At 40.7% G+C, this 22,857-nt stretch carries 20 protein-coding genes and 1 pseudogene; 12 read left to right on the top strand and 9 right to left on the bottom strand.

The features are described from left to right. The 3 genes from AC3LHT_RS01425 to AC3LHT_RS01435 all read left to right on the top strand — a co-directional run. Positions 1-1,192, top strand: a 1,192-nt coding sequence (locus AC3LHT_RS01425) for a hypothetical protein (protein ID WP_488661742.1), incomplete at its 5' end; no start/stop codon positions are given. Between the two features lie 104 nt (positions 1,193-1,296). Continuing rightward, positions 1,297-2,382: an MFS transporter gene (locus AC3LHT_RS01430; RefSeq protein WP_488661743.1), complete on the top strand. Its 1,086-nt coding sequence runs from the start codon at positions 1,297-1,299 to the stop codon at positions 2,380-2,382. A 19-nt stretch (positions 2,383-2,401) separates the two neighbouring features. Next, positions 2,402-2,710, top strand: coding sequence for an MGMT family protein (locus AC3LHT_RS01435; RefSeq protein WP_290668315.1), 309 nt, complete (start codon positions 2,402-2,404; stop codon positions 2,708-2,710). 12 nt (positions 2,711-2,722) lie between these two features. Here the strand turns inward: AC3LHT_RS01435 and guaA are convergent, their stop codons facing one another. The 3 genes from guaA to iadA all read right to left on the bottom strand — a co-directional run bounded on the left by guaA (position 2,723) and on the right by iadA (position 6,001). Then, a complete protein-coding gene (gene guaA / locus AC3LHT_RS01440; RefSeq protein ID WP_488661744.1) occupies positions 2,723-4,243 on the bottom strand; it encodes a glutamine-hydrolyzing GMP synthase in 1,521 nt (506 codons plus the stop codon). Positions 4,244-4,356: 113 nt separating this feature from the next. Next, the gene (locus tag AC3LHT_RS01445) at positions 4,357-4,800 is read right to left on the bottom strand and encodes a hypothetical protein (RefSeq protein WP_488661745.1); all 444 of its coding nucleotides are present in this window, start codon (positions 4,798-4,800) and stop codon (positions 4,357-4,359) included. An 82-nt stretch (positions 4,801-4,882) separates the two neighbouring features. After that, positions 4,883-6,001 (bottom strand): beta-aspartyl-peptidase, encoded by a 1,119-nt coding sequence (gene iadA, locus AC3LHT_RS01450; RefSeq protein WP_488661746.1) that lies wholly within the window; start codon positions 5,999-6,001, stop codon positions 4,883-4,885. Positions 6,002-6,198: 197 nt separating this feature from the next. On the opposite strand from iadA, the gene glpX reads away from it, so the two are divergent. From glpX to AC3LHT_RS01480, 6 genes are all read left to right on the top strand, one after another. Then, positions 6,199-7,206: a class II fructose-bisphosphatase gene (gene glpX, locus AC3LHT_RS01455; RefSeq protein WP_488661747.1), complete on the top strand. Its 1,008-nt coding sequence runs from the start codon at positions 6,199-6,201 to the stop codon at positions 7,204-7,206. Positions 7,207-7,294: 88 nt separating this feature from the next. Next, positions 7,295-8,287: an alpha/beta hydrolase gene (locus AC3LHT_RS01460; RefSeq protein ID WP_290646733.1), complete on the top strand. Its 993-nt coding sequence runs from the start codon at positions 7,295-7,297 to the stop codon at positions 8,285-8,287. 5 nt (positions 8,288-8,292) lie between these two features. Further along, positions 8,293-9,327 (top strand): alpha/beta fold hydrolase, encoded by a 1,035-nt coding sequence (locus tag AC3LHT_RS01465; protein WP_290646782.1) that lies wholly within the window; start codon positions 8,293-8,295, stop codon positions 9,325-9,327. Positions 9,328-9,357: 30 nt separating this feature from the next. Then, positions 9,358-10,470, top strand: a complete 1,113-nt coding sequence (locus AC3LHT_RS01470) for a CapA family protein (protein ID WP_488661748.1) — start codon at positions 9,358-9,360, stop codon at positions 10,468-10,470. A gap of 25 nt (positions 10,471-10,495) precedes the next feature. Beyond that, the gene (locus tag AC3LHT_RS01475; RefSeq protein WP_290646737.1) at positions 10,496-11,683 is read left to right on the top strand and encodes an alpha/beta hydrolase family protein; all 1,188 of its coding nucleotides are present in this window, start codon (positions 10,496-10,498) and stop codon (positions 11,681-11,683) included. Between the two features lie 5 nt (positions 11,684-11,688). Further along, positions 11,689-12,495 (top strand): protease complex subunit PrcB family protein, encoded by an 807-nt coding sequence (locus AC3LHT_RS01480; protein ID WP_488661749.1) that lies wholly within the window; start codon positions 11,689-11,691, stop codon positions 12,493-12,495. Positions 12,496-12,518: 23 nt separating this feature from the next. On the opposite strand, the gene AC3LHT_RS01485 is transcribed toward AC3LHT_RS01480, so the two are convergent. From AC3LHT_RS01485 to AC3LHT_RS01510, 6 genes are all read right to left on the bottom strand, one after another. Beyond that, positions 12,519-15,212 (bottom strand): sensor domain-containing protein, encoded by a 2,694-nt coding sequence (locus tag AC3LHT_RS01485; RefSeq protein WP_488661750.1) that lies wholly within the window; start codon positions 15,210-15,212, stop codon positions 12,519-12,521. A 192-nt stretch (positions 15,213-15,404) separates the two neighbouring features. After that, entirely contained in the window at positions 15,405-16,403 is a 999-nt protein-coding gene (locus AC3LHT_RS01490) for an ABC transporter permease (RefSeq protein ID WP_488661751.1), read from the bottom strand. A 9-nt stretch (positions 16,404-16,412) separates the two neighbouring features. Then, the gene (locus AC3LHT_RS01495; RefSeq protein WP_488661752.1) at positions 16,413-17,432 is read right to left on the bottom strand and encodes an ABC transporter permease; all 1,020 of its coding nucleotides are present in this window, start codon (positions 17,430-17,432) and stop codon (positions 16,413-16,415) included. Beyond that, a complete protein-coding gene (locus AC3LHT_RS01500; RefSeq protein ID WP_488661753.1) occupies positions 17,429-18,283 on the bottom strand; it encodes an ABC transporter ATP-binding protein in 855 nt (284 codons plus the stop codon). The genes AC3LHT_RS01495 and AC3LHT_RS01500 overlap by 4 nt, the downstream gene beginning before the upstream one ends. Beyond that, complete coding sequence (locus AC3LHT_RS01505) at positions 18,276-18,896, bottom strand: TetR/AcrR family transcriptional regulator (protein ID WP_290667675.1); 621 nt, start codon at positions 18,894-18,896, stop codon at positions 18,276-18,278. The genes AC3LHT_RS01500 and AC3LHT_RS01505 overlap by 8 nt, the downstream gene beginning before the upstream one ends. A 96-nt stretch (positions 18,897-18,992) precedes the next feature. After that, a complete protein-coding gene (locus AC3LHT_RS01510) occupies positions 18,993-19,682 on the bottom strand; it encodes a VanZ family protein (protein WP_488661754.1) in 690 nt (229 codons plus the stop codon). Positions 19,683-19,807: 125 nt separating this feature from the next. Here AC3LHT_RS01510 and AC3LHT_RS01515 point away from each other — a divergent pair, with 125 nt between their 5' ends. The 3 genes and pseudogenes from AC3LHT_RS01515 to AC3LHT_RS01525 all read left to right on the top strand — a co-directional run. Then, positions 19,808-20,836, top strand: coding sequence for a M42 family metallopeptidase (locus tag AC3LHT_RS01515; RefSeq protein ID WP_488661755.1), 1,029 nt, complete (start codon positions 19,808-19,810; stop codon positions 20,834-20,836). Between the two features lie 173 nt (positions 20,837-21,009). Further along, positions 21,010-22,035, top strand: coding sequence for a LacI family DNA-binding transcriptional regulator (locus AC3LHT_RS01520; protein WP_290646753.1), 1,026 nt, complete (start codon positions 21,010-21,012; stop codon positions 22,033-22,035). 65 nt (positions 22,036-22,100) lie between these two features. Beyond that, positions 22,101-22,857, top strand: a pseudogene (locus AC3LHT_RS01525) (GH36-type glycosyl hydrolase domain-containing protein); the annotation flags it as partial.

A 22,857-nucleotide genomic window follows, 5' to 3' on the forward strand; every position in this document is an offset into this window, starting at 1 on the left:
CAGAAAAAGATTCTGGTTTGACTTTCCTGAGATTCCAATTGCTTTGTATGACAATGAAAAAGTGTTTTTAGCGGGTTATCCCAAAATCCTTGATGGATTTAAAAAACAAGACAGTATCCTTGTCGGGAAAAGAGATAACAGATTTTATGGGAATACAGCAATAGATCTTGAGGGATATCAGGTGGCTATCTGGGATTTAACAACCATAGACGCTTCCATTTCTTTTGGTAAGTTGCTTTCATATATCTTCCATGAGGCATTCCATGGCTATCAAAAGATGAAAGGGGAAAAACGCTGGGCGAATGAGCTTCAGATTCTGGAATATCCTTTCACTGTTGAAAACATTGCCATAAGGTTTCTTGAAAGGCGGGAGCTGATAAGGGCTTTATATTCAGATTCCATGGAAGAACTCAGTGAAAGGCTTTCAAAATTCATCAATCTTAGGGAATACAGGAGAAATATTATAGGTGATGCGTTAAATTATGAACTCGCCCAAGAAAGTATTGAGGGAACTGCTTTTTATATTGAGACAAAAGTGCATAGCGATTATGAGTCAATTCCCTTGAAGTATTCAATCGCTTTACATGGCAAAAACATGGCTGAGACTAATTTTAAGCTTAAAAACTTCCGGCTCAGTTGTTATGCGCCGGGAATGTTTATAGCTTTCATTCTTGACAGGTTGGATAATGGTTGGCAAAAGAAGTACATGAATTCTGAAAGGTATTTATATGATTTTTTCAAGGATTTGGCAAGCGCACCAAAGAAGAGTTTTAATCCTGAAGAAATTCCGGAAGATGTTCTGGAGAGTTCACAATATGCCATTTGCAATTACAACGAATTAATAGAAAGGAAATTTTCTGAATTTGAAAATTCCAGCGGGTACAGAATAGTATTGAAGGGGACTTTTCCATTGATGGGTATGGATCCGATGAACATAACGTGGAAGGGGCTGTACATATTAAATGAACACATTTTTGGGACTCAATTTAACGAAACACCTCTCTTCATAAAACGAAAAAGCAGGGTTAGAAGAATTGAGAAAGAGTTCCGTTTCGACGAAATTGTTTTTTTCTCTGAATCAAAACCTGTTAAAATAGGGGGATTTGTTGAAATTCCAGGCATAGGAAAGTTGAAAGCAAAATTAGAGGAAGCAGAAAGGAAATACATTCTTTATGCCGATACTAAAGGCTAAATATGCAAGATATTGAACGGATTTTAAAGAAAAATATTCCGCTATTTTATATATATCATTTTCTCTCGCAAATCAGGGTAGATAATGTTCTCTGGTTGTTGTACATGCAGTACAGGGGACTCAGTTTGCTTGAGATCGGGATTTGTGAGACCATTCTGCATATAAGTGGGTTGACTTTTGAAATTCCCACAGGTGCAATAGGAGATTTGATAGGTAGAAAGCGGTCTATGGTTATTGGTGCGGGATTTTTTATCATGACCTATATGCTTATGTTTTTTGCCCATTCTTTTTGGAATTTTGCTCTTGCCTTTTTTCTTTTCGGCTTTTCGATGACTTTTATCTCCGGATCAGATACAGCCTTGATTTACGATACTTACAAAGCTTTAGAAATTGAGACGAATTACAAAAAGGCTGCTGGGGGCTTTCTCGCATTGTTGGTTCTTGGAGAACTTTTTTCCAACATAAGTGGTGGTTTGCTTTCAAGAATCAATTGGTCAGCTGTTTATGTTGGAGCGATAATTTCCAGAAGCTTATTTTTCATTCTGATACTTTTCTTAAAAGAACCACCCTATGAAAAAAGCGAAAAGAGCTTTAGCGGATACCTCACACTGATTAAAAATGGGGCCCAACAGATATTTGGGATACCATTTTTGAGATGGATCTTCGTGTTCTGGGTTGGAATCTCCTTTTTAGGGGCTTCATTCAGGATGTATTCCCAGACTTTTCTTGGAAGCAAAGGGTTGAGCCCATTCTGGGTGAGCATGCTTTTTACGGTTTCTGCGTTGCTTGGGATAATCATAGCAAAAACTGCATGGAAAATAGAGGAAGCAATGGGCAGGAAAAATTTCTTCTTGTTCACCGGATTGGCTCTGGGAATTCCCATGCTTTTTTACGGTTTGGCGCCTTTGGGAATTACCGTTGCATTGTTTTTGCTAATTAGCAATGTTGAAAATTTCCTTGACCCATTGATGGGCTATTATATAAACAAAGAACTGGATTCACAATATCGTGCGACTGCGAATTCTTTTATAAACATGGGTTTTAGTGTTTCTATGGCCGTTTTCTTCCCGGTATTGGGATATTCCATGGATAAAATTGGCTATCCATTTGTCTTTGTGATAATGGGACTGTTCGGCATTGCGTTAACTTTATTTTCGGTAAGGGCATTCAGAAAAATGCGTCTTTTGTGAAGAGAATGGAGTTGATTTTGTGGAATCCAAAGGGCTTTATGAGAAAATTTATCTTGTAGTGAAAAGAATACCTTCCGGCAAAGTCGCTTCATATGGCCAGATTGCGAATATCGTTGGCTGCACGCCGAGGATGGTTGGCTTTGCGCTCGCCTCTTTGAAAAGCAACGATGTTCCCTGGCATAGGGTGATAAATAGCAAAGGCATGATAAGTTTGAAGGGTCAGGAAGCGGGTGAAATCCAACGCTATCTTCTTGAAAGCGAAGGCATTGTGTTCGATGAGAACGGAAAAGTTGATTTTAGAAAATCCGGCTGGAATGGCGGTTTCTGAGCACTATGTAGCCTATTCCCATTCTATTGTAGCTGGTGGTTTAGAGGTGATGTCATACACTACCCTTCCTGCGCCCTTTACACTGTTGCATATTCTTCTTGAAATTTCATCGAGGATTTCATGGGGGATTTTTGACCAATCAGCGGTCATTCCTTCTACGCTGTTAACAGCTCTAAGGGCGATAACATAGTCATAAGCCCTTTCATCCCCGACTACACCCACGGATTTTGAGCTTAGCAACACAGCAAAAGCCTGCCATATACGCTCATACCAGCCTTTTTCTTTAAGAGTGCGAATGAAAATCGCATCTGCTTCCTTAAGAATGTTAAGTTTTTCTTCAGTTATTTCCCCAATGATTCTTATGCCCAGACCAGGTCCGGGAAAAGGATGCCTGTATAGTATTTCATGGGGTATTCCAAGTAATTCTCCGAGCTTTCTCACTTCATCTTTGAAAAGATACCTGAGGGGTTCTATAATCTTGAGGTTCATTTTTTCCGGTAATCCGCCGACATTGTGATGAGACTTTATCTTTGCGGTCTCTTTTCCTGAAGCAGCACTTTCTATGACATCGGAATAGATTGTGCCTTGAACCAGGAATTCACCGCCTACCCTTTTCGCTTCTTTTTCAAAAACCCTTATGAATTCTTTACCTATGATCTTTCTCTTTTCTTCTGGTTCTGTAACGCCTTGTAATCTATTGAGGAAGCGGTCTTTGGCGTGAACAACGTCAAGATTGAGCCCAAGTTTGTCTCTGAAAACGTTAGGGACTTCCTGCTCTTCGTTCAACCTTAGAAGACCGTGATCGACAAAAATGTTGATTAGTCTTTTTCCAATAGCTTTGTGAACAAGGACAGCAGCAACTGAGGAATCAACTCCACCAGATAAGCCTAAAATAGTCTTGCTATCACCAACGGTTTCCCGTATTTCGCTTATTTTTTCTTCAAGGAACTTCTCCATGGTCCAGCTTCTTTCTGCCCGGCAAATATTAAACAGAAAGTTTTCTATGATGTCCATTCCATGTTCTGTATGCCTGACTTCTGGATGAAACTGCAATGTCCATATTCTTTTGTCTTTTGAACAAAGGGCAGCGGGAATGTTGTTTTCTGTTTCCGCTAATACATCGAAATTTTCTGGTATATTTACAACACTGTCTCCATGACTCATCCAGACATTGAAGTTCCTGGGAACGTTTTCGAAGATGGAGGAACACTTCAGCGTTCGTATCTCTGTTCTCCCATATTCAGCGGCTTCTGTTTTATCCACCTTCCCGCCGAAGTTTTTTACAAGAAGCTGCATTCCGTAGCATATACCCATCACTGGAACTTTCACTTTTTGAAACCAATTCGGGAGATCGGGAGCTCCTTCAACGGTAACACTATTTGGCCCACCGGAAAGAATTACTCCCACGACATCTTCCAGACTAGTACCTTCCGTATGATGAATAACCTCACTATAAACTTCCAATTCTCTTAATCTTCTGGCGATTAATTGGGTGTATTGCGAGCCGTAGTCAACCACAACTATTTTCTTCACTTTTTCCCCTCCCCTTACTTTTCAGCTTCACTTTTAGAATAAAGGTATTAGTTTCCGGAGGAATTTAGCGGATATTAAAATTGTCAGAAGACATTCGAGATTGTTCTTGAAATTCACACAAGGGAAAGTTCCTGCCGGTTATAACGCTTCCAAATGCTTTTGAGCTCTTTGATAATCGACTTTTCGCGCCTGCTTATTATTACCAGGCAGGAATTAGAAGAGGCTTTATTGAGCCTTTCGAAATTCACCTGATTTCCCACGCAATCTATCCTGTACCATCCTTGAGAAGTTTTCATTTCGCCTTTGATTCTCAAAGCAATCGGGGAAAATTCAGTCAGGAAATTCAACAAACCTTTCAGGCTCATGTTAGAGCTTTTCAAGAGTATAGACTTTTCTCTGCTATGGATAGTGTTCACAGAAGTGCGATGGAAGAGGCCAGCGTTTAAAGGAAACTCTATAATTTCTTCTACAATATTCGTTACTTTGCAAAAATGGGTCTCAATTATGCGAGTTTTTGGATTTATCTTTCTAACAACCGTTGTCAATTTCTTTAACACTGTAAAATCAACCATTGCCCATGAATTATCAGCGCTAAAGGAGTTTCAAGAATTGTTTATAGAAAATCTGTCGTTTAAATAATCACAGATTATTCACCACTATCTCACCCAAAGAAATCACAACCTCTATTTCAAGGGTTTCGGTATTGAATATCGCTAAGGAAGCAGGGGAGTTTTCCGAAAGACTTCCATACCCCCATTTATTTAACCCAAGAGCTTTTGCTGGTACAGTACAAATAGGTTTTAGGGCTTCTTCTATATTGAATCCTTGTTCTAAAAGCCCTTTGAAGGTCTTTAAGAGACCATCAACAGGGGATGCTTTCAATTCTTTGAGGTTTCCTTGTTTATCAAATACCGGCAAGCTTCCCAGCCCATCTGTTGAAACACACACATTATCTAAGTTTCCAAGCTCCCTTTTCAGTTCATCCAAAACCTTTACAGTCTTTTCGCTAGCGGTTAGGTCGATAAAGCCATGCTTTTCTTTTATCCATCTAATTCCTTCTTCCAGCAGTTTTTCATTTCTCGAAACATGAGTGGGAATGAGATGAGAAGCCGGGAGGGTACCATCGTCAGTTGCTTTGAAAAGTGCCGTCATCCCTTCAGTGGCATTTCCCATATGGCAAACAATAACGCCTTTCTTTCCCGAAATCATACCCGCAACCCGAATATCTAAAGCAAGCCGTTTCAACTCTGAACCAGTAACGCTACTCCCCCGGTGATCAGCTATTGCCAATTCCCCAACCCCAAGAATTTCGGGGATCAAAACCATATCTTTCATATGATCGCCTGTGATGGTTTTGATGGGATATCTGTATGAGCCCGTCAGCATCCATGCGCTGATGTGTTTTTCCCTGAACGCTCTCACTTTTGCCAGTAGAGATGTATGATCTCGAGTTATGCCATCTGTACCGAGTAGTCCAAGAACTGCTGTAGTGCCACAGTTCAAGAACTCTTCAGGCGTGCCTTCACAGGTGCGAGTAATGTAACCTCCTTCACCACCTCCACCTATGAGGTGAACATGACCATCGATAAATCCCGGAACTGCAAAATGCTTCTCAGGGTCGAAACGAATTGTGTCATATTCAACACCGTCAAGTGTGATTTCTTTTGAGAGTTTACAGATCTTTTGGCCACATATCAGGATATCAATTGCGCCAATTTTGGCAGGCGAGTAAATAGGCAGATTTTTCAATAAAAGCATTTTCTTCCCCCCTTATCGCCGACATGCAGTTAAAGTTTATCATGCTGGGAACTCAACCACTAAGGATTTAGTGGTTGTTAATCAAAGATAACAATGTACAAATCAGCATAATCGAATTTTAAATATATGGAAAAATATGAGATTATTTTGGTGTCTAATGAAAACCACAAACTAAAAAAGTTATCAGGGGGGATAAGATGATACCTGAAATCACTCTCGATATGGTGAGAGTTACTGAAGCTGCTGCTTTAATGTCCAGCATTTACCTTGGACGAGGAGACAAGGAAATTGTTGATCAAAGCGCAGTTGACGCTATGCGAGGAATTCTCGACCTGATTGAAATGAAAGGGACTGTCGTTATTGGCGAAGGGGAAAAGGACAATGCACCAATGCTGTATCCAGGGGAAAAGGTGGGAAAATGGCAAGACGGAGACCCGGAAGTGCTTATTGCCGTAGATCCGATAGACGGGACAAGGCTCGTAGCTAGAGGGCGCCCAAATGCCCTTAGTGTCATTGCCGCCACTGAGGGAGGAAAAATTGCACCTTTACCTACATACTATGTAGAAAAGCTTGCTGTTGGCAAAACGCTTGCCGGGCATCTTGATATTGAAGCCACACCACGGGAAAATCTGAAAATTGCTGCCGCTTTGCTTGGGGTCAAGGTATCTGAGCTTACAGTTACAATTCTTGATAGAGAAAGAAACAGAGAGCTTATTGAAGCTGTAAGGATGGTAGGAGCGAGGATAAGGCTCATAGATGATGGTGATATAGCCGCGGCGCTTTCAGCAGCCCTTCCAGAAAGTGGTACAGATATTTATATGGGCATTGGCGGATCACCAGAAGCAGTTTTAGCGGCTGCTGCACTCACATGCCTTGGCGGAGAGATTCAGGCAAGATGCTGGCCAAGGGATAACGACGAAAGAGAGAGTATTGAGAAATCCGGATTTGATGTGCATAAAACATATATGACGGAGGATCTTATAGGCGGAGATGAAATTGTTTTTTCCGCTACCGGGGTTACCGACGGGTCTTTCCTGAAAGGTGTGCGTTTTCACCAGAACCAGGCTGTTACGGATTCAATTGTAATGAGATCAAGCACAAGAACTGTCAGAAGAATAATGGCTTATCATGACCTTGAACTGAAGACAGTTACAACGAAGACGGAGGGCGAAAAAAAACTCATAAACAGTGCTAATTGGTTTTGAATAAAAGAGTTTTCTCGCACTCCTTTTTTAATTTGCATATAAAGTTGTATAGTTAAGTGAAGATGAAGCAGTTAAGGTTGTGGTCACTTTGAAAAAAAATTTCAGTATCGCGAAGCTGAAACGGCTTCTAAAGATAATCGCCGCCTTTTCTCTTCTGGTGATTGGCTTTGCATGGAGCTGGGCGGTCGTTTTTTTTGCTCTTCTCGTTCTGAATATAAAAACTTTGTATCATGCTTTGCTGGGGAAACTACCCCTTGATGTTCCTGAAAATTCCTTCGAAAAACCAGAAAGCCTTACTTATAAACGAAGCGGCAACACGAACTTGAAACTCGATATTTTCTATCCGAGAGGCAGTAGCTCTCCAGCACCCGAGGGTTATCCCGTGGTTTTTTTTGCCCATGGTGGTGGTTGGATAAGTGGCTTCAGGAAACAGGCAAACAACATTTCCTGGTGCAAATATCTTGCTTCAAGGGGATTTGCCGTTGTCAATATTGACTATCGATTCGGATTTTTACCGCATATCGATGACATACTGAAAGACTATTCGGATGCTTTGAATTTTGTCAGAGAAAGGGCAGAGAAATTGAGGTTGAACCCAGAGAAAATCGCTTTGATGGGGCTTTCAGCTGGTGGGCACCTTGCACTTCAACACGCCACATACCATTCCTACCATGGCAATCAGGATGAGATGAAAGGCGTGAAATGCGTTGTGGCATGGTATGCCCCTTCGGATCTCATGGATTTATGGGACGATAAGGTAGAATCGCTTTTTGCGCGTTTTGCAGTATCAACCACACTCAAAGGGCTACCAGCACGAGATAAAGGAGGCTATATTCGCTATTCTCCAATAACATGGGTATCTGAAAAGATGGTTCCGGTTTTTCTTGTACATGGCAGTAGCGATAAAGTAGTTCCGGTAAATTCTTCCGTGAAATTCTTCAAGAAGCTCTTGGAATATCACGTCGAAGCTTACCTTGAGGTTTACAATAGAGCTGATCATGCTTTTGAATTCGAACTGAAAACTTCCAAAACGATTCAGCTTATTGAAAAAACAGTTCGATTCCTGCGTTCACATCTGTGACGGGGGTGATTACTTTGGATGTCAAATTTGACTATGAAAAGAAAAAGATAGATTATTCCAGTGGTTATGTTTTCAAGGGTAGACATTACAGATGCTCGATAATTAAATACAATACGCTGTATGAAAAAGCCCTAAAGGGAACAGAATCTGTCGAAATATACCATTTCACACCAAAAGAGGATACAGTCGGCAGTATACTCATCCTTCACGGGCTTGGATCTTTGAATATTCCCTTCCTCTTCTGGATGGGTAGCCATCTGGCAAGCGCAGGGCTTCAAGCTTCGGTGATGATACTGCCCGGAAACTTCACCAGGACAATCAACGGTTCGGTAAGTGGAAAGGATTATTTTTCCACGGACCTTGATCGTTTAATAAACATATGGGAGCACGCAGTAATTGACACCCGTTCTACACTGGATTTATTAGAACAGGAAGGTATCTGGCAGAAGAACAACTGTGTTCTTGGTTACTGTCTCGGTGGTATGGTTTCGGTTATTATCGGCGCTCTGGAGAAAAAGAGGATTCATCACACCATACTCATGGCGGTGGGTGGCCATATGGCAAGGATTTTCTGGGAATCGCCCACCATTGCTTTCGCAAGAAGGGGCTTCAAAAGGGGTGAAGGTAAAAAAGGCTTTCTCGATGAAAGAGAAAAGTTAATGCACGTTTTCAATAAGGATATAGAAAAATTGGAAAAATTCTCATCGGTTGCGGAGCTGTTGGATTCCGATGTCCACCCCATGTTCAAGGTGGATCCCCTGGCTTATGCAAAATTCGTTCAAGCTGAAAAAGTAACCATGATTGAAGCCCTTTTTGATAGGGCTCTCCCCAGGCAAAGCCGAAAACTGCTCTGGAATTTGCTTGGAAAACCTCGAAAATATATCGTTCCTGTTGGGCATGTAACATGGCTCCCCTTTGAATACGCTTTGGGAAAATACGTTTTAAGAAAGCTTGGAATAAAGGAGGCACGAAAACGCATAAGGCTCCTTGAATCCGTCAAAGTGGATGATACAATTGAAGAGGATGAAATCAAAAAGTAAAGTGGAAATCTCAAATCAGGTAGGAAAAACATGAAGAGACTTATATTGTTGTTAATTACTTCGGTTCTGATGCTTTCCCTCGTGGGCTGTACGCTTCCAAGGGAAGGGAGTTTTGAGCATTTCACAGTTGCGGATGTGTTTTCTTATGTTTTCAAGCTTGCTTTTGGCCCTATTTTCAAGGAGGTTCCGAAAGGACTTTCAAGCGACAATATCCCTGATGAACACTCAGAAGATACAACTTCAATTGCATTCACACTTATTGGAGATATCATGTTTACAGAAAACATCCAAAATGATTTATACAGAGCGTATCCTGAAAAGCTAAAAGAATCAGACTTAACAATTGCCAACCTTGAATTTCCCATAAATCCTTCAAAGGGGCCTTCTGGTTTTCCACATTTTAATGGCACAACGGAGTTCTTTGAAAGAGCTGTCCTTCCTCTACACCCGGACATATTAAATATGGCCAATAACCATTGTCTTGACCAGGGAACAGAAGGATTATATACAACAATGGAACTTTTAAAAAGATATAAAATCCTCTTCACGGGTGTTAAGCTGAACTCAAAGCAGTACATTGTTTTAGAGCGCAAGGGTATTAAGATAGCGTTGACTGGGTTCACATATTCCACAAATGCCATGAAAGACGCTGGTGATGAAATTGTAAACAAGCTAAGGCTCAATCGGCCGTGTCACATCGAAGAGGAAATTGTTCCTTTGATTTCACTGGTTCAAGAAATGGAAGAGAAAGCAGATGTAGTTATAGCCATTCTTCACTGGGGGTTTGAATACGAGTTTAGCCCGACTGAAAATCAAATATACATTGCTCATAAGCTCATCGAAACAGGTGCTGATATGATAATTGGCCATCATCCCCATGTTCTTCAGGATTTTGAATATTATACGGGTGAAAATGGACGCAAGGGTTTGATTTTTTATTCACTGGGAAACTGGACCACAGGAATGAACTGGTTATACACCAGAACAACCGCTGTTATTAATGTACGCCTTGATAAGAAAGGAAATGTTTTATCAGTGGAAACATACCCCTTCATTTTCGAAGATGGCAAATTCAATCCTTTAGTGGAGTTCAGGGATAACAAATTTCTTCCTGACTCTTTTAAAATTCATTCTGCCTGGTGATCATTTAAGTTTGGAGGCGAAGACTATGAAAAGCCATTTAGGAGCTGTTTCACCATCTGTGCTTGTCGCAATTTCGGCGCTGTTGTTCTCAGTCCTGATTTATCTGTTTCCAATAACACCGATCGCCCCACCTGATGGACCTTACGATGTTGGGTTTAAAACCTTTGAAATAAGTAATCCAGACCCCATGGCAGTGTGGGAATTAAATTACAAAGATGCAGATAAAATCAGACTTGACATGTGGTATCCCGCTGGAGATATTGAAGGATGTGAACGAAAATCCTGGATAGATAACGATCCCCGCTTGTATGAAGGATTTGAAATTGTTGCTGGTTACCCTGCGGTTCTCTTTCAACATTTGTATCAGGTGAAGACGAATTCTTATATTGATGCAGAGCCTGCTAAACTCGATAAAAAATACCCTGTTGTCATAATTTTACCTGGTTGGTCTTCAATAAGCGAGTTACACACTTCTTTGGCAGAACTTCTGGCGAGTAACGGTTACATTGTTGTCGGTGTTGAACATCCTGGAGCTTGTACAGTTGTAACCTTTTCAGATGGAAGTACTTACTACTTTCTGGGAACCGATTTGCCAAAAAAGCTTTCAAATATGAGTATAGAGGAAGCAGTAGATTTGCTCGCCTCTTATCTTGCGAAGGACATAGACTATATATTTGAACTGCTGCAAGAATTGAATAGCGATAAGGCATCTGGATTTTACGGGAGAATCGACCTTGACAATGTTGCCCTCTATGGACATTCAGGAGGTGGGGCCGTTGCACTGGAATATGCCCTGAAATACGGCGATAAGTTATCAGCGGTAATATTGGCCGATCCAACCACTACTCCATTCCCTTCAGAAGAACTCAAGGACGGTCTTTCGATGCCTGCTTTCTTGATCGAATCGGATGAGTGGGAAACGGGCTCAAAACATGAAAAAATGGCTATGCTTTATAAAAATACCCATTCACCGACATATTATATGAAAGTTCATGGCACAAAGCATGTGGACTTTGCCATGGTGCGGCAGTTATCACCGCTTACTTACTTTTTCGGGGAAACCGGAAAGTTCATGAATAAAAAGAATGCCCTTCACCTCATTGACCTTACAGAATTATATTTCTTGAATTCAGTGTTTTTTGAAAAATCCATTTCGCCACTGATTCAAATTGTGGAGGAAACACCTGAATTGGAACTTGGGATATCGAGGTGATTATTATGAAAAAGGCGATTTTCGCCCTGTTGCTTTTATTCTTGATAGCAGCAGAGTTGCATGCGGCTGAAGGCATTATCGTTATGCCTGTGAAAGTGCCGTGTGATGACAGCCTTTTCGAGCACTTTGGTACAAGAACCGCAAATATACAGATTCTGAACCTTTCTTATCCTGAGGAAGATTTATACGTTTTTATCGTAAAAGGCTGGCATTTCTTACCCAACCCCGAAATTCCAAATGGAAAAACCTCGTTAAAAGCGAAGGGATGGAACCTGTTTTTTGAGAAATCAATCCCGCTATATAGAGACGGAAGCTACTTGATTTTAAAGCCCCATTTGCTTGTATTTCCCAAAGAGATCAAAACAATTGAAACCATGGGCGTTTCTGTTGAAGTATCCGAGCTTGTCAGTGTTGAAATTCCTTTTGAAATTGTGAATATCCCCTTTGAAAAACCGAAAGAAGCGGGTATTTTCCCGGCTCTATATGAAGGGGGAAACTGGGATTTCTCTGAAAAACTCCCTGTGGAAAAAATGTTTCTGGTAATTTCCGCAGGTGAAAAGACTACCGGCGGCTATTCCTTTGAAATTAGCGAAGTGACGCTGTACAAACGTAAAATCACGGTAGAAGCAACGCTTACCCATCCGCCTGAAGGCGCTTTCGTAACGCAGGTATTAACCTATCCTGCTGTAATACTCAAACTTCCAGAGCTTTCAGCGGGTGAATACAAACTTGAACTTGTAATCGTTTCTGAGCAGGACAGTGTAAAATCTTTAGAAAGCTATAAAAGCAAGTTGATATTAACCTCACCTTGAAAGAACTCTGAAACATTAAAAGTTCAAGAAATCACCGGGTATTCTGAACGAAAGTCATTTATAAGAAGCTTTTCAATTGTTTTTGCTTCGGCGGGTTTGCAGAAAAGGTAGCCCTGGCCGTAATCGCAACCGAGTTTTTTGAGAAATTGCCTTTGGAAATCTGTTTCAATGCCTTCAGCCACAACGGAAAAATCAAGGCTATTGGCAAGGGCAATAATGGACTTGATAATGGTAACTGTTTTATTAGAACTGTCTTCGATTTTCTTTTTAAGATCGCTTACAAAGGACAAATCAATTTTCAGGTGGTTTACAGACATAAACCTGAGATAATTGAGGGAAGAATAACCCGTACCAAAATCGTCAATTGCGATTGATATCCCCATTTTTTTCAACGCGTCTATCTTTCGAATTGCGCTTTCAGGATCTTTTACAAAAGCACTCTCAGTAACCTCTATACCCAACATGGTTCCCGGTAGATTGTGCTTCTCAAGGCTTTTGCTTATCTGCAAGACGATATCGTCTCTATGAAGTTCCAGTGCGGAGAGGTTGATGAATATAGGAACCTGTATCCCTTTTTCAAGCCACTTTTTTGCCTGTTCACAGGTCATATCAAGCACTCGCTTACCCAGCGAGTGTATCAAGCCGGATTCTTCTGCGATCTCTATAAAAACATTGGGATTGACATATCCGACTTCAGGATGGTTCCATCTGACGAGAGCTTCAAGAAATGCTATTTTATCCGTGGCAAGGTTCACTATCGGTTGATAATAAAGAGAAAATCCCATTTCTTCTTCATTCAGCGCCTTTCTTAGTTCTTGTTCAATGAAAACCCTTCTGCTTAAATCAATGCCCGTTGATTCATCGAAGAAGAGAAGCTCCTTTCCCTCTTTTTCAGCTGCGTGAGCTGTTATTTCAGCGTTTTGGATTAGCTCAGCAAAAGATGAGCCATTTTCGGGATACAGAGCAATTCCCATAATTGGTGTCAAAGTTATTCCTATGTCCATGATTCTAAAAGGCTCAGCAAAGGCGGTTTTTAATTTTTTTGTGATTTCTTCTATTTGTCTTTTACCGGCTATCGGAAACATCAAAAAGAAATTAGCGCCTTCCAGCCGGCAAATCCCCTTTTTGCTCCCCAGCAAATTCACAAGCCTTTTTGCAACATCTACGAGAATCGCATCGCCAAACATATGGCCAAAGGCCCCATTTACTCGCTTGAACTTGGTTAGGGAGAGATACACAAAGGCAAAACGGTTATAGGAAAGTTTCAGCCTTTCAAAACGCCCTTCCAAATTTCTCCTGTTAGGCAGCCTTGTTAAGGCGTCATGGGTGGCAAGATATTTGTATTTTTTATGTTCTTTTCTGAGAGCATCTTCTAACTGGAGCCTTTTATAAATTGTGGAGATCTGGGATGCAATGAGTGCAAAGATCTCTTTCAACTCTTCATTGAGTGATTCGGCTTTTTTCATTCGCCGGACAAGAAACCCTACTACATTTTCTTCACTTGCTACAGGGACGAGCAAGAGATTGTCAGTTGGTGCAATCCCTTCATCTTCAATAGCCTTTAAAAGGTCACCTGGAAGATATTTCGCAATTTCAGCAAATTCTAACACACAAGGTTCAACGCCATCGTAAAGGTCCAATAATTTCTGAGGTAAGGTTATACTAACCAGCTTGCTACTAAAAGTGGAAGCGGCGATTTTTAAATTTTCTCCCATTATTAAAAGCAAGGTTGTTCTACCGATTTCCGGGAGAGTGTCGGCCATTTTCTCCAGAAAAAGCTGATAAGGGTTTGTCTCCACGGGAGCTGACAATATGTCGTTTGTGCTTTCGATGAGGAGCTTTCTGAGCTTGTTCAATTTTGCGAGTTTTTGTTGAACCTTTTTTTGCCGGGTGAAATCTCTTGCTATAAGAAGAACTTTACGGTTATCTATTGGGCTTATTCTGATCTCGAAAAACCTCATTCCTAAAGAAGTTTTGAGCCAGAAATTAACCGTTTTGAGCTTTCCGGTTTCAAAAATCTCAGCGATAGCCTTCTTCAAGTTCAAAAAACCTTTTTCAGAAAAAACAGCATCTTCCAACTTTTTCCCAATGATTTTTTCAGGACGAATTGAATATTTTGAGCTATCTGCAGTTTTAAAATCCAAGCACACCCCTTCTTTTGAAATGACAAACATCATATCGGGAAGCGCGTTGAGCATGCTTTGGATATATCTTTCTTTAGTTTTCAGTTGTTTTCCCTTTTCTTTCAAAGGTGTGATATCAAGAGCTATACCCGCCAGCTTTAGTGAATTGTTGGAGGGGTCTCTTTTCTCTACCCAAAGGGAAACCCTTGACCACTTCCACAAGCCATTGATGGTCTTAACCCTCACTTCAAAGCTTGCACTGGAGTTGCCACTGTGAAGTTCTTCGAGAGTTTTATCTATCAAATGGATTTCTTTGGGATGAATGAACTTTTTTAGAGAGTCAAGGTCTTTTGGAATTTCTTCGAGCTTATAGCCGCGTTTTATAAAGAGATCTGGTGTTGTAGAGATCTTGCCACTTGGTAAATCGAGCTCAAAAAGAGAAATATTCACCGCATTTAAAATAAACTGGCAATATTTTTCAGGGTTTTTCAGCATGTTTCCATAGTAAGAGAACTCGTTTTGGGATGTACCATTCCTTGGGGAGAAGCCTTCACAGGGATTATGTGAACTGTTTTTACAAAATTTGTTCTCCATATGCTCCCTTCTTTCCATTAACTGTTTTTACGTATATTGATATAGTTTGTCGTATTAAACTATTGATATGATTCATCATATGAATTTTATAACAAAAAATTCCTTGGAAAGCAATAGATGACAAAATGTTACACTAATGTGCATAACATTTAATTTAGTTTAACTAATTAATCAAAAGTATAGAACATAAGTCTATGACAAAAGACCTGCTCTGATTTTCTTGAAAGTCGCCAGGACAAAAATCATGGAAGTGGCAACGATTAGCCCTATATCTTTTAACAAACTGGGCCAGGTTTGCAACTGGAGCAGGAGGTTTTTCACCGAAATGAAGGTCCAATATGTGGGGGCCCAATACAGGAAAATATGGCTCTTTTCAGGTAGTGCTATTGCAAGGAATACCGGCAACACGAGCACAAAAAAGCTTATTTTCATGTTCGCTATCCCGTTCATCTGGTTGGTGCTAATGACCCCGACCCAGAAACCAAAAACAATCCCTATCAAAGAGCCTGAGATGGTGAGGGCAAGAAGCATTAGTGGATTAAAATCGGAAATGCCAAGTATCCATACGACTACAAACGCGTGGAAAATAGGTGCGAAAAAACCAATCAAACTTCTACCTGCGATGAATTCAAAATTGCTCATAGGGGTAATCCTAAGCGCTTTTAATGTTTCGCCTTCTTTCTCTTCGATGATGTTAAATCCAATAATCATACCGCCAAAGAGGAATGAACCGAGTATAACCAGAACAAAGCCATAAAGTGAAACAGGGGGAAGCTTTCTTCCAAGCTCGGTTTCACCAAAAGTAAAAGAGCTTCCTGATGGATTAAGTGAGTAGGATAGTATGTCGGAAGCAAGGGACAGATACTCTTCAGATTCATTGCCCTGTGCAATTAGCGATATTTCCTCATCTTTCACACGAATGCCGAGAAAATCGTCATATTCTTCAATACGCTCCATGAGCTTTTCCGTGTTATCGAAAAGGGTGATCGGGGCAAACATTTCGATTCTTTTTACTAGTGTTTGATCAATAGGCTTAACCGCGCCAAATTCTATGGACAGGTCTTTTACAGCTGGAATAAAAGCCCTGAGCAACAGCGCGAGCAATATGGGGGCTATTAAGATGTAGAGGAGCATGCTATCCCTGATACTGTTCTTCAAATCTCGCTCAAAGATTTTTAGAAGTCTTTTCATGATCCCACCTCACCCTCTTCTCGCATTTTTGGTATAGAGTACTGTTGCCAGCCAGAATGATAATGCTCCCATAATCAGCGGATATAAAAGAAGCTGCCAATTCACAGAACCAATGTACCACGGGAAAGCCGCTTCTTTCAGAGCTATCAGAATAGGATATGTCGGTATCAACCGGATAATCACAGGCTTAAATGCAGGAAAGAGATAGCTAACCACCGGAAGGGCAAAAAATAACGCCGCAACCATCATGGGGAAAAGCGCTTGAGACATATTATCATAGAATGTAGCAAAGATGAGTGCGAAAGAAGTTGCGAAGAAACTCCCAATTAGCACAACTAAAGTAAGAAACAAATAGTTGGCATCGGTTCCAAGCACAAGGGGTGTTAGGATATAGGTGAAAAGCAAGCCAAGAACCTCAAAGAGAATGATCTTTCCAAGCAGGTTTTCCAGTGCCTTTCCCGGGGTAACCATGTAGGCTGTCTGTGTCTTTTCTGTCTTTTCGCTGATAGACATGGCAAAGACAAGTACAACCCCCAGCAAAACAGCTTCCATCAGAAGGAGGACGGGCAAAAACCACTTGTTCATCGGTATTTTTTTGGAGATTTCAGGATTGAGGGTTTCTATGGTAACATTTTTATCGTTTTTTGCGCCATCAGTGAACAGCTTAGAAATGGCAAGCTTGGTGATCTCTTTTGTTCGTTCACTTTCATATCCTTGAAAAACCAGTTCAATGTTTGGCTTTTCAGAAGCATTTACAATCACACCGATGATGTTGAAATCCTTCTTCATTTCTTTTTCCAGATCTTCCCTGCTTCCTACGATTATCAGATTTTCAGACTCTGGAAAGAGTATGATTTCAGCTTTATCATAAACAACCAGCTTGAGTCCGTCTTCAACTTCATCAGGAATCACAAAGCTTATCAGAAGAAAATAGCCGAGGGCGACCCCTACAACTATCAGAAAAAAGTAGCCCCGCCAGCCTAATTTTATATCTTTAATCACATTTGCCAGAATGCGTTTGAACATCATAACAGCCCCCTACCTGTTACTTTGATGAATATGTCTTCAAGAAAGGCTTCCATGCTGTGGATAGTTTCTATTTTTCCAGAGTTAATGAGACCATTTAGCTTTTCGATGTCAGTAGTTTTAGCCATAGAGAGAAGTTCCCTTTCTACTTTGCCATCAGACTTGTATTCGACTTTGACAAGTCTTTCGCCATAGCGAAGCTTTAAGTTTCGTGGTGTATCTATAAGAACGATCTTGCCGGCATCGATAAATGCAACTCTGTCACATAGCTCTTCCGCTACATGCATGTTGTGCGTGGTGAGAAAAATAGTGATGCCCTCTTCTTTTTTACGTTTGATGAGTTCTTTTATTTGAGCGGCAGTAGCTGGATCAAGTCCTGAAACAGGTTCATCAAGAAACCATATTTTTGGACGGTTTATGAGGGACCTCGCGAAAACCAATCTTTGAAGCATTCCCTTTGAGTATGTTTTCGCTTTATTATGTGCTACTTCCTCGAGCCCAACAAGCCTGAGTAATTCATATGGGTCTTCAGTGGTTACATCAAACATGCTCGCGAAAAACTTCAGATTTTCATATCCAGAGAGTTTCATGTACACATTTGGCTGTTCAAAGGAAACTCCTATCATGTTGTAAAAGCTTCCTGAGACCTTTGTAATGTCTTCACCTGCTACTATCGCTTTTCCCTTTTGTATGGGAAGCAATCCGGTTAGGATTTTCTGAGTGGTGGATTTTCCTGCGCCATTAGGGCCCAAAAATCCAAAGATTTCCCCTTCGTCGATTTCAAAGCTTATTCCTTCAACTGCATAGTTTTCATCATGTGTGTAAGAATAAAAAAGATTTTCAACCTCAATCATTTTCTTCACATCCTTTCAAACCGTGTTCCAGTAGGTTAATTACGTGAATAAATAGTTCCTCGGATTTCTTTGCGCTGAGATTTCCTGATTTTTCATATATGTAATCTCCCATCACCTGAAAAATAGACATAATTATACGCGCAAGCACTTCTGGCTCGAGTTCTGTTTTAAGCTCACCGCTTTCATAGCTACGAAGCACGAGTTCTTCCATGAATCCATTGCCATCTGGTAAGAAATCAGCAATGATTTCCTTTTTCAATTCGGGATCTGTCATAAGCCTGTTCGCGATGGCCGTGTACGTCGGATTTTCTTTTGCAAATTCTATTGCTTCGCGAGTCATAATCCTAAGGACGTCAAAAAGATTGTAGGAATCGTTTAATACTTTTCGAAGCCTTTTAACTTTGTCAGCATAGATGAGTTGAATGAGATAGCGGAAAAGGTCTTTCTTGTCTTTGAAATACTGATAAAAGCTCCCTTTTGGAATACGTGCTGCCTTAATAAGCTGATTCACGCTAATTGTGTGATAAGGCTTTGAAGAAAATATGTTTAAAGCGCTTTTTATGATTCTCTCCCGTTTTTCTTGAGGTAGATTAAAAAAGGTTTTCTTAGGCACTCGTTCACCTCCCCGATGACCGATTGGTCATATGACCTAACGGTCACATTATATCATAAGAACAGCCAAATACTAAACGCCATTGCAGAAGAATGTCTAATTCTGCTCTTTTCGGCCTTTCAACAAGAAGAATAAAATAGCAGCAGCTACGGTTCCAGAATAAGAGAATATGGGGTATAGAGCTGAGTATTCCGTATTAAAGGGTAGTTGATTTATGAGAAGGGGAAGCACCAGTATTTGTATGGCGAAAACCCAGAAAACAGCCTTGATTTTATGTATCATGCCAACAATCAGCGCTAAGTATGTTATGGAGAAATATAGCAACAAATCGAGAAAAAGATGCAAAGGGGTTCCAAAACTTTCTTTGAATGTTCCATGTAGCTGGCTAAAAGAAAAAAAGAGATAAAAAGGCATCAACATAAGCAATGAAAAGACAATAAAGCGTTTTGCGACTTTAAGAAATTGATATCCAAGCAATACAGTCCCTAACCCAATGAAATTTGCGAAAGCGTCCATGATATCACATACTCTGTATTTTAGAAGCCCTTGTATTGGCTCAAGAGCAAAAGCAGAGAGAAAAACCGCAGTACCAAAGAGAACAAACATTTTTTTGTTGCCGGAATGTTTAAGGGCAATAAGCAGTAATCCCCCGCAGGCAAAGATGAAAAAATGAACGAGTTTATCTGAATTACGGCCATTGCCTGAAAGGTTCAGAGGTATGAAATACAAAAACAAAAGGAAAATAAAGTACGAAATAATGAGAAAAACGGATATTTTTCGTGCCATAGTTTTATTTTATCAGCTTTTTAGAACTTATCATGAAAATATATCCAAAGAGCCCAAATATATGAGAAGAAAATAACTGATATACTTCAAATAGAGTTGTCAGTTTTTTGTAAAGGGGTGAGTACATGAACTACGAAAGGGAATATGTCGTTGAAAAACTTGTGGATTTGGTAAAGATTCCAAGCCCATCCGGCTTCACTGAAAAAGCCATTGAATACATTGGCAAAGAGCTTTTACGAATGAGTTTTGAACCTCAATATACCAATAAGGGAGCGTGTTATGTTTGCATTGGTGGTGAGGGAAGCCCTGTTACCTTCGCAGCTCATGTGGATACGTTGGGTGCAATGGTGAAATCCCTCAAACCAAATGGTCGCCTGGAAATAACCCCCATAGGTGGTTACATGATGAACAGCGTTGAAGGTGAAAACTGCGAAATACATACCAAAAATGGCAAGGTGTATACAGGAACTATTCAAACCGTAGCACCTTCTGTCCATGTGTTTGAAAACGCAAGAAAAATCGAAAGAAAGCCTGCAAACATGGAAGTTCGGTTGGATGAGATAGTGAAAACCCGTGAAGACCTTGAAAAACTCGGTATAGAAGCGGGCGATTTCATTTCATTTGATCCAAGAGTCGTGGTTACGAAGAGCGGTTTCATAAAAACAAGGCATCTGGACGATAAGGCTAGTGTGGCTGTCCTTTTGGCAGTGGCTAAAGATGTCAGCGAAGGCAAGTTGAAGCTTTCAAGAAAAACATATCTTTTCTTTTCAAATTACGAAGAAGTGGGGCATGGTGCCTCCAGCGGCATTCCAGCAGATTCAACAGAGATTATATCTGTCGATATGGGGGCAGTAGGTGATACGCTCGGTACAGATGAATATGTGGTCTCAATATGTGCCAAAGATTCAGGAGGTCCCTATGACAGCAGGCTTGTGAAAAAATTGATAAAAAAGGCTAAAGAAGCAGGAGTCGATTATTCTGTCGATATATACCCTTTCTATGGATCAGATGTAGAAGCTTCATTGAGAGCTGGATATGACGTTGTCTTTGGGCTCATAGGTCCTGGAGTAGAAGCCTCTCATGGATATGAAAGGACGCATTACAAAGGACTCGAGAATACAATAAAACTCATTGAGTCATATTTAAAAGGCTAAAGATTATCAAAACTCAAAACTATAACGGGGAATTTCCCCGTTTTTTTATCTAATGTGACTTATTCTTCCCTAAAAGTCGGTAATCTCTTTTCATAGGTGAAAAACAGATTTGGCATACAGGTTTAAGGGTGTTATTATTTGATGTGTAACCGGTTCCACACGAGGTGAATTATTTGAGAATAACGATCGCAAAAATAGCAGAACTTGCGGGTGTTTCCAAAGCCACGGTTTCAAGGGTTTTGAACAACAGCGGGTATGTTGCCGAAAATACCCGGGAGAAAGTCATGAAAATCGTTAGAGAATTTAACTTCGTTCCTGATGCGCGAGCCGTTAACCTGAGCAAAAGCATGACAAGGACTATTGGACTTGTGCTTCCCTCGACATCCGGTCCCTTTTATATGGAGGTAATCCGCGGTATTGAAGATATTCTCTCTATTGATGGTTATTATATGCTTCTTATGACCTTTGAGGCTTCAAGGGACAAAAATGAAATCCGTAGAAAATATCGCTCATTGCTCGAGGAAAAACGTGTGGATGGGCTTATCATATTTGATCCTGAAGCTGATGAGGCTTTTGTCCAACAGATGGCAAAGGCGAAGAAACCCTGTGTGTATTTGGGAAGAGAGTATCTCAAAATTCCGATAGATAGTGTTTCAGCTGACAATGTAACCGGTAGCCGCCTTATGATGCTTCACCTTTTAGAAGCTCATGGGTTCAAAAAAATAGTCTTTGTCAGAGGGCCACTTGACAGCTATCATGCCCTCGAGAGGTTCAAGGGATATAGAAAGACGCTTACTGAATGGGGAATACAATACGATGAAAGTCTTGTGTTTTGTGGCAACTTCACCAGAGAAGGGGCAGAAATGGTAGCGCAATCTATCTTTTCAGCCAAGCCTGAAGCGATTTTCGCCTCAAACGATGAAATGGCTCTTGGAATAATTCACAGGGCAAAGCAACTTGGGTATTCTCTATCAGAGATGCCTGCTATTGTTGGCTTTGATGACGCACCCTGGGCAGAACACATAAACCCTGCTCTAACCACGGTGAGACAGCCCATGTATGATATAGGTAGAACAGCGGCAAAAATAATCATGGATAGGCTTTCAGGTGGTAGTCACAGGACTCCTATGAAAGTTAAACTGCATACGAATGTAATTATCAGGGAATCATGCGGTTGTTATAAGAGCATTTTTGAATGATATGATTGTTTTTAGCGATATGTAACCGGTTTCATACGAATCATGTTTTTACGGGAGGCTTAGGCATGTTTGACAATGGTTATGGATACTTTTCAAAGGATGGATGTGAATACATAATAAAAACCCCTAAGACACCCAGGCCATGGATAAATGTCATTTCCAATGGTGATTATGGAGTTGTGGTCTCAAATACCGGATCAGGATATAGCTGGCGGACACACGCTTCCCTTAACAGGATAACCAGATGGAATCAGGATCTCATAAGGGATAATTGGGGTAAATACATCTACATTCGTGATGCTGTTTCGGGCGAATTTTGGTCTCCAACATGGAAACCTGTCTGTGCCACACCGCAACAATTCGAACTTTCACATGGTTTGGGATATTCAGAGTTCAGGACACGATATTTCGACATATCTTCGCGATTGAGAATATTCGTTGCAAGAGAATCTCCGGTTGAAATCTGGGCACTTACATTGAGGAATGATAGTGAAGTGGAAAGAAAACTTTCAGTTTTCACATATCTTGAATGGAACCTTGGAGCTGCTCCAGACTGGCACAGGGAATTTCATCGGAGTTTCATTGAAACTGAATATGACGAAGCAAGAAATTGCATTCTCGCCCGCAAAAGGCTTTGGGAACTGATGAATGAAAAAGGCCAACACTGGAACAGGGATTGGGAATACACTGCTTTCTTTGCATCAAATTTAACACCACAGAGCAAGGATGGCTCGAAAGAGAATTTCGTCGGTAAATATGGTGAACTAAACAGACCTAAAGCGGTTATTGAAGATAAGCTTCACAACACCTTTGGGAGTGTAA

Source organism: Kosmotoga sp. (assembly GCF_982836095.1).